The organism is Gammaproteobacteria bacterium (assembly GCA_013696315.1).
In the GTDB taxonomy this organism is placed as follows: Bacteria; Pseudomonadota; Gammaproteobacteria; order JACCYU01; family JACCYU01; genus JACCYU01.
The window spans coordinates 1-12613 of the sequence record JACCYU010000083.1; the positions used below are offsets into that span (position 1 = coordinate 1).

The 12613-nt window shown below is 61.7% G+C and carries 16 protein-coding genes; 2 read left to right on the forward strand and 14 right to left on the reverse strand.

The window, feature by feature from the left end:
• The 14 genes from H0V34_04680 to H0V34_04745 all read right to left on the reverse strand — a co-directional run.
• Positions 1-123, reverse strand: a 123-nt coding sequence (locus tag H0V34_04680) for a UvrD-helicase domain-containing protein (protein ID MBA2491018.1), incomplete at its 3' end; no start/stop codon positions are given.
• 76 nt (positions 124-199) lie between these two features.
• Positions 200-1765: a ubiquinone biosynthesis regulatory protein kinase UbiB gene (gene ubiB / locus H0V34_04685; protein ID MBA2491019.1), complete on the reverse strand. Its 1566-nt coding sequence runs from the start codon at positions 1763-1765 to the stop codon at positions 200-202.
• Between the two features lie 158 nt (positions 1766-1923).
• Positions 1924-2553, reverse strand: a complete 630-nt coding sequence (locus H0V34_04690) for an SCP2 sterol-binding domain-containing protein (GenBank protein MBA2491020.1) — start codon at positions 2551-2553, stop codon at positions 1924-1926.
• Between the two features lie 158 nt (positions 2554-2711).
• Complete coding sequence (gene ubiE, locus H0V34_04695) at positions 2712-3449, reverse strand: bifunctional demethylmenaquinone methyltransferase/2-methoxy-6-polyprenyl-1,4-benzoquinol methylase UbiE (protein ID MBA2491021.1); 738 nt, start codon at positions 3447-3449, stop codon at positions 2712-2714.
• Positions 3450-3547: 98 nt separating this feature from the next.
• Positions 3548-3913: a DUF971 domain-containing protein gene (locus H0V34_04700; GenBank protein ID MBA2491022.1), complete on the reverse strand. Its 366-nt coding sequence runs from the start codon at positions 3911-3913 to the stop codon at positions 3548-3550.
• Positions 3914-3979: 66 nt separating this feature from the next.
• Positions 3980-5305 carry an ATP-dependent protease ATPase subunit HslU gene (gene hslU, locus H0V34_04705; protein MBA2491023.1) on the reverse strand — a complete coding sequence of 442 codons (1326 nt, stop codon included), beginning with the start codon at positions 5303-5305 and terminating at the stop codon, positions 3980-3982.
• Positions 5306-5583: 278 nt separating this feature from the next.
• Positions 5584-6117 (reverse strand): ATP-dependent protease subunit HslV, encoded by a 534-nt coding sequence (gene hslV, locus H0V34_04710; protein ID MBA2491024.1) that lies wholly within the window; start codon positions 6115-6117, stop codon positions 5584-5586.
• A 93-nt stretch (positions 6118-6210) separates the two neighbouring features.
• Positions 6211-7107 carry a tyrosine recombinase XerC gene (gene xerC / locus H0V34_04715; GenBank protein ID MBA2491025.1) on the reverse strand — a complete coding sequence of 299 codons (897 nt, stop codon included), beginning with the start codon at positions 7105-7107 and terminating at the stop codon, positions 6211-6213.
• Between the two features lie 26 nt (positions 7108-7133).
• A complete protein-coding gene (locus tag H0V34_04720) occupies positions 7134-7835 on the reverse strand; it encodes a DUF484 family protein (GenBank protein ID MBA2491026.1) in 702 nt (233 codons plus the stop codon).
• Complete coding sequence (dapF, locus tag H0V34_04725; protein ID MBA2491027.1) at positions 7762-8661, reverse strand: diaminopimelate epimerase; 900 nt, start codon at positions 8659-8661, stop codon at positions 7762-7764. The genes H0V34_04720 and dapF overlap by 74 nt, the downstream gene beginning before the upstream one ends.
• Before the next feature lie 19 nt (positions 8662-8680).
• Entirely contained in the window at positions 8681-9115 is a 435-nt protein-coding gene (locus H0V34_04730) for a DUF3379 family protein (protein MBA2491028.1), read from the reverse strand.
• Positions 9112-9630 (reverse strand): sigma-70 family RNA polymerase sigma factor, encoded by a 519-nt coding sequence (locus H0V34_04735; protein MBA2491029.1) that lies wholly within the window; start codon positions 9628-9630, stop codon positions 9112-9114. The genes H0V34_04730 and H0V34_04735 overlap by 4 nt, the downstream gene beginning before the upstream one ends.
• Before the next feature lie 139 nt (positions 9631-9769).
• Positions 9770-11047 carry a diaminopimelate decarboxylase gene (lysA, locus tag H0V34_04740; GenBank protein MBA2491030.1) on the reverse strand — a complete coding sequence of 426 codons (1278 nt, stop codon included), beginning with the start codon at positions 11045-11047 and terminating at the stop codon, positions 9770-9772.
• Between the two features lies 1 nt (position 11048).
• The gene (locus tag H0V34_04745) at positions 11049-11165 is read right to left on the reverse strand and encodes a lipopeptide (protein MBA2491031.1); all 117 of its coding nucleotides are present in this window, start codon (positions 11163-11165) and stop codon (positions 11049-11051) included.
• A 210-nt stretch (positions 11166-11375) separates the two neighbouring features.
• Here H0V34_04745 and H0V34_04750 point away from each other — a divergent pair, with 210 nt between their 5' ends.
• Both H0V34_04750 and H0V34_04755 read left to right on the forward strand, forming a co-directional pair.
• On the forward strand, positions 11376-12020 hold the full coding sequence (locus tag H0V34_04750) for a hypothetical protein (protein MBA2491032.1): 645 nt from the start codon (positions 11376-11378) through the stop codon (positions 12018-12020).
• A 92-nt stretch (positions 12021-12112) separates the two neighbouring features.
• A complete protein-coding gene (locus tag H0V34_04755) occupies positions 12113-12571 on the forward strand; it encodes a thiosulfate oxidation carrier protein SoxY (GenBank protein ID MBA2491033.1) in 459 nt (152 codons plus the stop codon).
• The last annotated feature ends 42 nt before the right edge of the window (positions 12572-12613 follow it).

Here is a 12613-nt window from a genome sequence, read left to right on the forward strand (position 1 = left end):
ATGCACCAGCACGCGCGTCTTGCCGCTGCCGGCGCCCGCCAGCACCAGGGTCGGCAGCGGCGGTGCGCTCACGGCTTCGCGTTGCGCGGTATTGAGCGGTTCGAGTATCGGCGAGACATCCATCGCGCGGGGATTGTAACAGAAGCTTTTGCCAATCTGCGGCGCTTGATCTACCTCAACGAGGGGGCCGCGAAAGGCTTTATTCCGAAAAATACATGCTCAGCATCATCAGCAGCGCCGCGGCCACGATGGCGATCACCGTACGCCGGTAAGCCATGTGCAGCTCGTCGCGGATCTCTTCAAGCTGGTGGCTGCGCCATTCCACTTTTAATTGACCCGCCTCCAATTGCTTCAACAATGAATAGAGCAGGTCGGGCATCTCGGGCGACTTCTCGATCATCGACGGCAGCGCGTGCTTGAAACCTTCGAATAAGGCGCGCGCCCCGATCTGTTCGCTCATCCAGCGATCCAGGAATGGCTTTGCCGTCTGCCACAAATCCAGTTGCGGGTCCAGTTGACGGCCCATACCCTCGATGCTGAGCAAGGTCTTTTGCAACAGCACCAGTTGCGGCTGTACTTCCATGTTGAAACGCCGCGCGGTCTGGAACAGACGCAATAGCAGATTGCCGAACGAGATCTCGTTTAACGGGCGCTGGAAGATCGGCTCGCAAACGGTGCGGATGGCGGACTCGAACTCATCGACCCGCGTGCCCTCTGGCACCCAGCCGGACTCGAGGTGCAGTTTCGCCACGCGCTGGTAATCGCGCTGGAAAAACGCCAGGAAATTCGCCGCGAGATAACGCCGATCCAGCGGCGACAAGCTGCCGACGATACCAAAATCCACCGCCAGATATTGCGGCTCGTGCGGTGTCTCGTAAGACACGAAGATGTTGCCGGGGTGCATGTCGCCGTGGAAGAAATTATGCCGGAAGACCTGCGTGAAAAAGATCTCCACGCCGCGCGCCGACAATTTCTTTAAATCCACGTTGTGCGCGCGCAGCTGATCCGTGTCGCTGATGGGGATGCCGTGGATGCGCTCCATTACCATCACCTCGCGGCGCGTGTACGGCCAGTAGACCTGCGGCACATACAACAGCGCCGAATCTTCGAAATTGCGCCGCAACTGACTGGCATTGGCCGCCTCGCGCATCAGGTCCAGTTCGTCGATGATGGTCTTGTCGTAGTCGGCGACGATGGCGCGCGGGTGCAGGCGCCGGCCTTCGATCCAATAGCGCTCGGCCAGGCCCGCGAACCAGTGCAGCAAATCCAGATCGCGGCGGATGATGCGCTTCACGTCCGGGCGCAGCACCTTGACAACGACTTCGGCTCCGTCATGCAGGCGCGCGGCGTGCACCTGCGCAATCGATGCCGACGCCAGCGGCGCCTCATCGAAAAACGCGAAATACTCGTGCAGCGAATGACCGTATGCTTTCTCGATTACTGCCCGTGCCGCAGCACCCGCAAACGGTGGCACTCGGTCCTGCAGCAGTGACAGTTCATCGATGATCTCGTCCGGCAGCACATCGCGGCGCGTGGAAAGCATCTGGCCGAACTTGATAAAGATCGGGCCGAGGTCTTCCAGCGCGCGGCGCAACCGTTTGCCCTGTGGCGCCGGTGTGCGCCGGACCCAGCGCCACGGCATGAACCAGAGGAGAAACTTGAACGGCTTGAACACGCGGATGGAGAACACCAGCTCGTCCAGCCCGTAACGCACCAGCACAAGATTGATGTGCAGCATGCGCAGAATCTGACGGGGGCCTAGCATCTTGTGTGCGCTGTCCGCGGCATCATGGCAACCTACGCTGCGCCGCACACACGGGCATCGACGGCACCATCCACGCGGCATTGACAGGTCTGGAATTATTCATCGGGTACGGCAGGCGTCGCGCATGAATCCGCGCGCGCCCAATTCCATGCTAATACTCAGTCGCCCGCCTCCCGCGGCGCGGAACCGGAACGCGCAAGTCGCTCGACGCGCGCTTCCAGACGATCGACCTCACCGCGCAGCAGATCGATCTCGTCCATGAACTGCTCGACCTCGATACGCGTGGGCACCACACGCGCCTCTTCCTGCAGGTATTCGGAAACGTTCATGCGCAGCTTGTCGACCACGCCGGCAACACCGGTGATAAGACCGCGCGCCGCGTTACCGGCCTGATGCGCGGGGATGTCGCCGATGTGGCTGGCCAGCCATTCTTCCCAGTCGATCTCCACGCCGGCGAGCACGCTTTGAAACACACGGGCGACTTCCGCATCGCCGCGAATTTCCACGCCATCGCCCGGCAGCCCGGCGTGCGCATTCGACGCACCGAGCCGTGTGAGCGCCAGCGGCGAGCCGCGGATTACCGTGTCGGGTTCGAACACGGGATGCGCGCTCACCTGCACTCGGCTCGCCAGCGGCCGTACCAGCAAGCTTACGTCCGGACCGACAAGCTTGATCGCGATCAGCTTGCCGGAAATCGTCGCCAGGCGGGCCGCGGTCTCCCCATCAAGGCTCAAATAGGCGTTAAGCGCGCGTTCCAGCAATGGTGCGCCGAGTTTTGCAAGGTTCATGGGTTATATATAGCGTCAGTAACGGGCAACACGCCGTTGCGGCTCATTGCCTTGAGTTTTATGATCGAGACGAGCCGGCAAGCGGCCCGCTCACAATACCTCCCCAAAATGCGCACTGCGAACCGGCACACGAGATCGCGCTGCGGCGCCGCTCTGGGCTAGACCTTGTAGCCCCGATGCACCGCCACGATGCCGGCGCTCATGGAGTAATAGTTGCAGCGCTCGAAGCCGGCGCACGTCATCATCCCCAGCAGTGCCTTCTTGTGGGGATGCACGCGGATGGATTCGGCGAGGTAACGATAGCTGTCCGCATCCCCCGCCACCAGCCGCCCCATCAATGGCAGCGCTTTGAATGAATACAGATCGTATAGCGGCTTGAGCCAGGCCTGAGGTCTGGAAAACTCCAGCACCAGAAGTGAGCCGCCAGGTTTGAGCACCCGATGCATGGCCGCCAGCGCGGCATTCTGATCCGTGACGTTGCGCAAACCAAACGCAATGGTAATGCGATCGAAATAATCATCCGTGAACGGCAGACGCTCGGCGTCAGCCAGCACATAGCGCACGTTGGCCGCAAGCCCGCGGTCGATCATACGATCGCGGGCCTGGGTCAGCATCACATCGTTGATGTCGCACAGCACCATTTCGCCGCCGGGTCCAACCCTGCCGGCCAGACGCAACGCCAGATCGCCGGTGCCGGCGGCCATATCCAGCACCCGCTGGCCGCGGCGTACATTGGTCAATAGCAGCGCGTAAAATTTCCAGAGTCGATGGATGCCAAACGACATCAGATCGTTCATGACGTCGTAGCGTGGCGCGACCGAGCGAAACACGCCGCCGACCTTGCGTCGCTTGTCGCTCGCCGGGATGCGCTCAAAACCGAAGTGTGTGGTTTTCATTGCTTGCTGAAATTCCTGGCCCGTTGAATTCTTGATCGATCTGCGCTGTTGCATGTTACCGGCCGCGCCCGGACGGTGGCGCGCTGATTTACCTGATTCTAACCTTTGAGTTTGCGTTGATGACCGGCGCTCGCAAGCCGCTCCAGGTATGTCTGCCAGTTCGCCGCCTGCCGGGCGCCCAGTTCGTAGAGATAATCCCAGCTGAAGATGCCGGTCTTGTGACCGTCGTCGAACACCAGCCGGACGGCATAGTTGCCGACGGGCTCTACCGCGTCTATGCCCACATTTTCCTTGCCGACCTGGAGCGCGTCCTGACCCGGTCCGTGACCGCGCACCTCCGCCGACGGAGAATACACACGCAGATACTCGCACGACAAATCGAAGCGCGCGCCGTCATCAAACGTAATTTCCAGTACGCGCGATTTTTGATGAAGTGCGATATCGGTGGGCCGGGGTTTTGCCATCGCGGTTCTGATCGTAAACGTAAGTTGATGTTGCCCGAGTCCCGAGTCCCGAGTCCCGAGTCCCGACTACAGAATATACCGGCTCAAATCATCGTCCTTGATAAGGTCGCCCAGATGCTTGTACACATACGCGGCATCGATTGTCACCGCCTCGCCGTTGCGATTGGGCGCGGCGAATGAGAGGCTGTCCAGCAGACGCTCCATCACGGTGTGCAACCGGCGCGCGCCGATATTTTCGGTGCGCTCATTCACATCGTGCGCGACCTGGGCGATACGTTCGATCCCGTCGGCGCTGAAGCTCACATCCATGCCCTCGGTCTTGAGCAGGGCTGAATATTGTTCGGTCAGCGAGGCGTCGGGCTCGGTAAGGATACGCACGAAGTCCTGCGCCTTTAGCGCGGCGAGCTCCACTCGGATCGGCAGACGACCCTGTAGCTCCGGCACCAGATCGGAGGGCTTGGACAGATGAAACGCGCCGGAGGCGATGAACAGAATATGGTCGGTACGCACCATGCCGTGCTTGGTGCTTACGGTGCAGCCCTCCACCAGCGGTAACAGATCGCGCTGCACGCCCTCGCGCGACACGTCCGCGCCGCTGTATTCGCCGCGCCGCGCCACCTTGTCGATCTCGTCGATGAAAACGATGCCGTTCTGTTCCACGTTCTGCAATGCGCGCGTCTTCAGCTCCTCCTCGTTGACCATCTTGTGCGCTTCCTCGTCGGTCAGCAGTTTGAGAGCCTCATCGACGCGCAGCTTGCGTTTCTTGCTGCGTGAGCCGGCGAGATTCTGAAACATGTTCTGCAATTGACCGGCCATCTCCTCCATGCCCGGCGGCGTCATGATCTCCACGCCCATGGACGACTGCTGCAATTCGACCTCGATCTCCTTTTCGTCCAGCTCGCCCTCACGCAGTTTCCTGCGAAATTTCTGCCGCGTGCCGGAATCTTTTTCCTCAGCCGGTTCTCCGTCGAAACGCGCGTGCGGCAGCAGAATATCAAGAACACGCTCCTCCGCGGCCTCGATGGCGCGGTAACGCACCTTCGCGACTTCGGCTTCGCGCGTAAGCTTGATCGAGGCATCCGCCAGATCGCGAATGATGGATTCGACATCGCGGCCCACATAGCCCACCTCGGTGAACTTGGTGGCCTCTACCTTGATGAACGGCGCGTTGGCCAGCCGCGCCAAGCGGCGCGCAATTTCGGTTTTGCCGACGCCGGTCGGACCTATCATCAGGATATTTTTGGGCGTGACCTCGCCGCGCAGATGCTCGGACAACTGCAAACGGCGCCAGCGGTTGCGCAGCGCGATCGCCACCGCGCGCTTGGCGTCCGTCTGACCGACGATGTGCTTGTCGAGTTCCTGAACAATTTCTCGTGGTGTCATTTGTGTCATTCTCGGCTACTCCATAACCGTCCATGGTTGCGGCCCAGCCCGCACATCCCTGTGCGGTCGCTCGCCGTGGCGGACTGCCATTCAGGCAGTCCGCCTTTTCCCGGCTCGCCCTGAACGATTTCTCTGGGGGTCATTTCAGACATGCTGGTTTACCCTCTCGCCAAGGCGCAAATAAGAGATCTTGACTTTAGCCCTGCGGGCCAGCCAACAGTACCGCTTTCCTCGCAATTGCGTCTTTGCGCGAGATGGCTTATGCAAGCCGCGCCGGAGCCTGTATGCTAAAGCTCTTCGATAGAAATGTTTCGATTGGTGTAAATGCAGATGTCGCCGGCGATATTCAAGGCCTTCTCCACGATCTCGCGCGCGGAAAGTTCGGTGTTTTCCAATAGCGCGCGCGCCGCGGATTGCGCGTAGGGACCACCCGAACCGATCGCGATCAGGCTCTGCTCGGGCTCGATCACGTCACCATTGCCGGAGATGATGAGCGACGCATCCGCATCGGCCACCGCCAGCAGCGCCTCCAGCCGGCGCAGCATCCGATCGGTGCGCCAGTCCTTCGCCAGTTCCACCGCGGCGCGCGTAAGCTGGCCGCTGTGTTTTTCGAGCTTGCCCTCGAAACGTTCGAACAACGTGAATGCATCCGCCGTGCCGCCCGCGAAACCCGCGATGACCTTGTCCTGATACAGTCGGCGCACCTTGCGGGCATTGGCCTTCATAACCGTCTGACCCAGGGTCACCTGCCCGTCGCCCCCGAGCGCCACCTTGCCGTCGCGCCGCACGGATAAAATCGTCGTTCCTCTGTATTGCTGCAAAACCGGCCCCTGTTGGAGAAAACATGCATTGTAACCGTTGACAGCGAGATGACCCACCGTTCATGGTCCACGGGCTTATGTTCAGCAAAGGCGTTACTTGCGCGCGCGCGGATGGGCTTTATCGTAGACCTGCGCCAGGTGCTGAAAATCCAGATGCGTATAAACCTGCGTGGTGCCGATGTCCGCGTGACCTAGCAGCTCCTGCACCGCGCGCAGGTCGCCGGAGGATTCCAGCAGATGGCTGGCGAAGGCGTGGCGCAGCATGTGCGGATGGACGTGGCTAGCGATTCCGCGCCGCCGCGCCCAGGCACGCACTCGATACTGGATCGCGCGTGGCGTCAAACGAAGCCCGGAGCGTCCGACGAACAACGCCGTCTCGCCCGCCGTGGCCAGCGGCAGTCGCGCCCGCAGCCATAGCTCCAGCGCTTCCCAGGCGAAGCGGCCCACCGGCACCTTGCGCTGCTTGGCGCCCTTGCCAATTACGTCCACCACACCGTCGGCGCGATCCAGACTCGCGAGATCCAGCGACACGAGTTCGGCCAGTCGCAGACCGGAAGAATACGCCAGCTCCATGATCGCGTGATCGCGCAGCGACAGCGGATCATCGTCATCGATTTGCAGCAGGCGTTGCATCTGATCGGTGTCCAGTACCGACGGTAGCTTGCGCGGCGCGCGCGGCGCGCGCACGTGCCGCGCCGGATTGTTTCGCACGCCTTGTTCGCCATTCAAGAATTCCGCGAACGCGCGCAATGTAGAAAGCTTGCGTTGCAGGCTGCGGCCGGAAAGTCCGCCGCGATGGCGCCAAGCCGCGTAGGCGCGCACGCATTCGATATCGACGTCGTGCCAGTTGTCGCAACCTTCGGCGGTCACATATCGCACAAACTGCGCGAGGTCGCGCCGGTACGCCGATGTGGTGTGCGCCGAATAGCCGCGCTTGTCGGTGAGGTGCGCGAGAAATTTATCGATTGACGCCTGGAGTGCGATGGGCATGATGTGGAGGACGTTCGCGCGCGGCGCTAGCGGCCAAGGTGAGCGCCGATGGCGCGGCTGACCAGTTCCCCCAGATAGCCCAGAAACAGCGTCCCCATACCGACGCGAAAGCGATCCTGTTCGACACTGCCCAGCGCCAGCACGCCCAGCCGCCGGTCGTCAACCAAGGGCACCATGACCGCCGAAGCGACCTGGCCTGCCTCTGTATCGAACAGAAAGTCCACGCGCGCATCGGTCAGCAGACCCGCCACCGGCCGCTTGTTCCTGAACAACCCGTCGAAAAGCGGGGCGGCGGGATCGTCACTGGCCAGCAGATGAGCACTCGCCTGCAGCGCGGTGCGTGGATTTCTGAACAGTTTCAGCACAACCTGCGTGGACGGAAATTCGTTGCGCAGCAATTCTCTGGTGGTCGCGATCACATCCTGCAGCCCGTCAGCCTCCATCAACGCCACCGCCAGGCGATGCAGCCGTGAACTCAAACTTTCGTTTTCCCGGGCAACCTGTACCAACTCGGTCAGCTTTCGTTCCAGCTGCCGGTTGCGTTCCCGCAGCACCGCGACCTGTCGTTCCACCAGAGACACCGCGCCACCCCGCACATGCGGAACCGCCAGGGTTTCCAGCAGGCCACTGTGACGCTCGAAGAATTCCGGATGCTCACGAAGGTAATGCTCGATCGCGGGATCGGACAACGTCTCGCCCGCAAGCTTCGATGTGCGCGCCCTGGTCATGATCGATTATCCCCTCAAAGACTTTTGTAGCCGGGCCGGTCATATGCACCGGCGCGCGCGCGTCTAGCCAGCTTACCATAAGTTCCCCGCCGGCAAGCCCGACTGTAACGCGCTCATCGAGCAGACCGCGCACGCGTCCAGCGACCGCCGCCGCGCAGGCGCCGCTGCCGCAGGCGAGTGTCTCGCCGACCCCGCGCTCGTAGACGCGCAATCGAATGGAGCGGCGGTCGACGACCTGCATGAAACCCACGTTGACCCGCTTCGGAAAGCGCGGATGAGATTCCAGTTGCGCCCCCAGCGTACCGACAGGCGCAGTCGCCACATCGTCGACCAGCAGCACCGCGTGCGGGTTGCCCATCGATACCGCGCTGAGTTCAACTGCCTCGCCCGCGACCTCAAGATGATAGCTCGGCGCCTGTGAGTCGGCGATAAATGGAATGTCGGGTGGCGCCAGGGCAGGCCGGCCCATGTTGACCGTTACCAGCCCCGTCTGCTCGATAGTCACGGAGATGATGCCGCCTGCCGTCTCCAGCTTCGCATCGGCGGGTGCGATCAGTTCGCGCTCGTGCAGATAGTGGGCAACACAGCGGGCGCCGTTGCCGCACTGCTCGACCTCGCCGCCATCGGCGTTGAAGATGCGGTAACGAAAATCGGCATCGGAAGTCCGCGCGGACTCGATCAGCAGCAGCTGATCGCAGCCCACACCCTGCCTACGATCCGCGATGAATCGAATCTGCGCCGAGGTCAGATGCACCGGGCGCGCGAGCGCGTCGATGAGAACGAAGTCGTTGCCTAGCCCGTGCATCTTGGTAAAGGCGAGGTTCATGTCGCCGGTCTCGACAGGTTCAGATGCGGGCTGTCGGCCGCGCATCCGCCGCGGTCAAAAAAGTCAGCGCAGTGCTCCGCGAAGCGGCGGCATCAGGTGCTTTAAGAGCCAATGACTGCTGGACTTCAATGCCAGCGGATTGCGGCGCGAGAAACTCGTAAAACAACAACAGCGCAAGACACAGTATCAACAGGCCGCTCGCGATCAGCGCGTAGCGCAACGGGCGCACCTGCCGCTGACGCACCCGCTCGCTGAAGTCCCGTCGTCGATGGATGCGTTCAGCAAGGCTGGCCGGCACTTCGATCGCTACTGCGTTCGCCAGTTTTCGTTCGAACTGCGAACCCCGGCGCGCGAATTGCCGGCAGCTGGCGCAGGCACGCTCATGCCGGGCCAGTTCCATATCGCGCTCTCCCGGCGTGGTTAGCCACCGGCGGCGGAAATCCAGGCAGTTCAAGCTCGGGCCGTGGTGGAGCGGCTCGTTGTTGCCCCACTCAGCGAATCCCGCACCTGTCTGCGCGCTCTGGCGACGCGCGTGGTCACGGCGCTGACCCTGATGCCGAGCAAGGTGGCGATCTCATCGCAACTAAAGCCGGTGATAACCTGCAGTATCAAGGCCTCACACTCGTCCGGCGGCAGCACGGACAATGCACGCCTGACCACACAGACTTCCACATTGGGGTCAAAAGGGTTGGTATCCGCGGTCATGGTTTCGCAATTCGTTTGCGCCACCCGCGCGGGTGGCAACACGCGGTGCCGGACATGCTCGCGCCTTAGCAAAGTGAACAACCAGTAGCGGGATGCCTTTACCGCTTTCAGGCCATCCAGCGCGCGCCATGCGCGGAGGTAAGTATCCTGGACGATATCTTCGGCGACCGCGGGATCGCCTGTTAACCAGGCGGCGTACCGGTACAGGTCGGTGGCACAGCCATCCACCAGCAACTGAAATTTGGCGTGACGGGACTTCCGCATGATCGCGACCTTGCCCTAACAATGTTGTTGCTGTGCGTCAAAAAATATCCTTTGCCCAGCAACCCAACTATAGTACAGGCGTCGCGCGCCCGCGATAAAAGTTTTTGCGCGTGGCGTTCATTATTATTGTTCAGGGTCATCAATCAGACGACAGATGGTCAGGCAGCAGATGTTCGCCCTGCAGCAGCTGCGCCAGCGTCTCGCGCTCGCGGATCAGGTGTGCGTGCGCGCCGTCGACCATGATCTCGGCCGCGCGCGGGCGGGTATTGTAATTGCCGGCCATCGAAAAACCATAGGCGCCGGCGGCCCGCACAGCCAGCAATTCGCCGCTCTGAACCGCAAGCGTCCGTGACTTGCCGATGAAATCCGCGGTTTCACATACCGGGCCGACGACGTCATACACGTAGTTGCGCGCGCGGTGGTTGCGAGTGACCGAGTCGATAGGGTGCCATGCGTCGTACATGGCGGGTCGCGGAAAATCGTTCATCGCCGCATCCACCACGGCAAATCGCTTGTGGCCGTTATCCTTGATGTACTGCACGCGCGTCACCAGGATGCCCGCCTCGCCGACGATCGCGCGCCCCGGTTCCAGCAGCAGCCGCCCTGAACGCTCGCCGACACCCGCCAGCAGGGTCTTCACGTAGGCACCCGGTGTCGGCGCGTTTTCGTCCTGATACCGGATACCGAGACCGCCTCCCAGATCCAGGTGTTCGATGGTCAAACCTTGCTCGTCGAGTTGCGCGGAAAGCCGCATTACGCGCCGCAAGGCATCCACGAATGGTGCGAGATCCGTGAGCTGCGAGCCGATGTGGCAGTCAATGCCCGTCAATTTGAGTTGCGGAAGTTCGGCCGCGCGCCGGTACACCTCAAGCGCCTGCTCGATGCCTATTCCGAACTTGTTGTCCTTGAGGCCCGTGGAAATATAAGGATGCGTTCGCGCGTCCACGTCCGGATTGACCCGCAGTGATACCGGCGCGACCACGCCCATATCACCGGCTATTGTCGCCAGCAGATCGAGCTCCGCTTCGGACTCGACGTTGAAACACAGAATGCCTGCCTCCAGCGCGCGGCGCATCTCATCACGACGCTTGCCCACGCCGGAGAATACGATTCTGCGCGGATCGCCGCCGGCGCGCAGCACGCGCTCCAGTTCGCCTACGGAGACGATGTCGAATCCGGAGCCCAAGCGCGCCAGCACGCTCAGCACCGCCAGATTCGAATTCGCCTTTACGGCATAACACACCAGATGCGGATGCGCGCCTAGCGCATCGTCGAACGCCCGCCATTGGTGTTCGATGGCGGCGCGGGAATAAATGTAGCAGGGCGTGCCATGCGCCGCGGCGATATCCTCGACCGCGACGTCTTCGGCAAATAATCGGTCGCCGCGATAGTCAAACCCGGTGTTGCACGCGCTCATGCTAGTTCTGCCCCGCCTTGCCTTTGTCGGAACGTTCGGTTTGCTTATCGTCGGGAAGGCACAAATCACCCGTTTGCCCGCAGGCGGCCAGCGCCGATATCACGGCCAGCAGCAGCAATACAATGCCTGATCTTGCACTGCACATATTCCAATAATCACTGGCAGGGTTCCAAGGCGAGTATACCCTGCACTCCCGGAACGCCCCAAAGTGCCTGAGGCAGGGAAGTTAAAACAGGAGTGGTTTCAAGGCGAGCGAGTCTGCAGGTTGACCATGACGGCTCTTGATCGATACTGTTCCTAAGCTCACGTTTGCCTGGCGCAATCAAGTATGAACACGGTCGTCCTGTCGGTCGCCTTGCTGGGGCTGATGTTTCTGGCGCTGTCGGTGGCGCGTCTGCGACGGCGCCGCATTATGGCCGCCAGCGGACATGCCGTGGTTAGCGCCCTGTTGCTCGCCAGTGGTGTATTGCTAGGCGCGGTGGCCGTTAATCTGCGGACTTATCCACGACTTACCTATGAGCAACCGGTCGCGGAACTGGCCTTTGCGCGGCGCGGCGCGCGACGTTTCGGCGCTACCATCGACTATCCGGACGGCACGCGAAATGCGTTCGTGTTGGACGGTGACGAATGGCAGCTCGATGCGCGCGTGCTTAAATGGAAAGGTTTCGCCACCGTGCTGGGCCTGGATGCCCGCTACCGTCTGGAGCGTCTAAGCGGTCGCCACCGGGATCTCGGGCGAGCGCGCAACGGTCCGCACAGCGTTTACCCGCTGTCGGCCGATGTCGGTCTCAATCTCTGGAATTTCGCGCAAGGTCATAAACGCTGGATCCCCTGTGTAGACGCAACCTATGGCACGGCCATCTATCTGCCAATGGCCGACCGCGCGCGCTACAGCGTGCGGCTGACACCATCCGGACTCATCGGTCGGCCACTCAATGCGCCAGCACGATACGCCGTGAGTCGCTGGCGGTAGCCGTCGATATATAAGGCGTCTGTGCACTGGTTAAGTCGAGACGCGGCGGCGGATGTTGATATACTTGCAAGCTGACAATTGCGAAGCTGATCATGAACGGAACGCGGCGGCGGTGGCTGCAGGGCGCGCTCGCGCTGGCAGCGGGGTTTAGTCCGCGGCTTCGAGGAACGCCGGTCTCGCGCCGATCGAACGCGGCTTTCGCCGCGCGTGAGGTGGATGTCGCGCTGCGCGAGCTGCTGGGCGTGACGCGGGCCGATCTTATCCGAACCGACAAGCTCAGACTAAACATCCCCGCCGTGGCAGAAAACGGCGCGATCGTACCGCTGACGGTGACGTCCGATCTGGATCGTGTAGAGCTGATCGCGATACTCGCGGTCGATAATCCCCATCCGTTGACTTCCAGCTATGCGCTTCCGGCGGGCACGTTGCCGTATGTGTCCACGCGCATCAAAATGCGCGCCACCGCCGATGTGCTGGCGATGGCGAAATGCGGCAACCGCGTTTATTACACAGCCCAGGGCGTCGAAGTCGGCGTCGGCGGCTGCAATTGAGGCAGCGATCAGGGCGGCATGACTGACAGCATCAAGATACTC

Excerpts from the sequence above, each read along its gene's own strand:
- H0V34_04755 (MBA2491033.1), top strand. The coding sequence starts at position 12,113 with ATGAACGGAACGCGGCGGCGGTGGCTGCAGGGCGCGCTCGCGCTGGCA.
- H0V34_04700 (MBA2491022.1), bottom strand. The coding sequence starts at position 3,913 with ATGGCAAAACCCCGGCCCACCGATATCGCACTTCATCAAAAATCGCGC.
- hslU (MBA2491023.1), bottom strand. The coding sequence starts at position 5,305 with ATGACACAAATGACACCACGAGAAATTGTTCAGGAACTCGACAAGCAC.
- ubiE (MBA2491021.1), bottom strand. The coding sequence starts at position 3,449 with ATGAAAACCACACACTTCGGTTTTGAGCGCATCCCGGCGAGCGACAAG.
- H0V34_04690 (MBA2491020.1), bottom strand. The coding sequence starts at position 2,553 with ATGAACCTTGCAAAACTCGGCGCACCATTGCTGGAACGCGCGCTTAAC.
- dapF (MBA2491027.1), bottom strand. The coding sequence starts at position 8,661 with ATGAACCTCGCCTTTACCAAGATGCACGGGCTAGGCAACGACTTCGTT.
- H0V34_04735 (MBA2491029.1), bottom strand. The coding sequence starts at position 9,630 with ATGCGGAAGTCCCGTCACGCCAAATTTCAGTTGCTGGTGGATGGCTGT.
- lysA (MBA2491030.1), bottom strand. The coding sequence starts at position 11,047 with ATGAGCGCGTGCAACACCGGGTTTGACTATCGCGGCGACCGATTATTT.
- xerC (MBA2491025.1), bottom strand. The coding sequence starts at position 7,107 with ATGCCCATCGCACTCCAGGCGTCAATCGATAAATTTCTCGCGCACCTC.
- H0V34_04720 (MBA2491026.1), bottom strand. The coding sequence starts at position 7,835 with ATGACCAGGGCGCGCACATCGAAGCTTGCGGGCGAGACGTTGTCCGAT.
- H0V34_04750 (MBA2491032.1), top strand. The coding sequence starts at position 11,376 with ATGAACACGGTCGTCCTGTCGGTCGCCTTGCTGGGGCTGATGTTTCTG.
- ubiB (MBA2491019.1), bottom strand. The coding sequence starts at position 1,765 with ATGCTAGGCCCCCGTCAGATTCTGCGCATGCTGCACATCAATCTTGTG.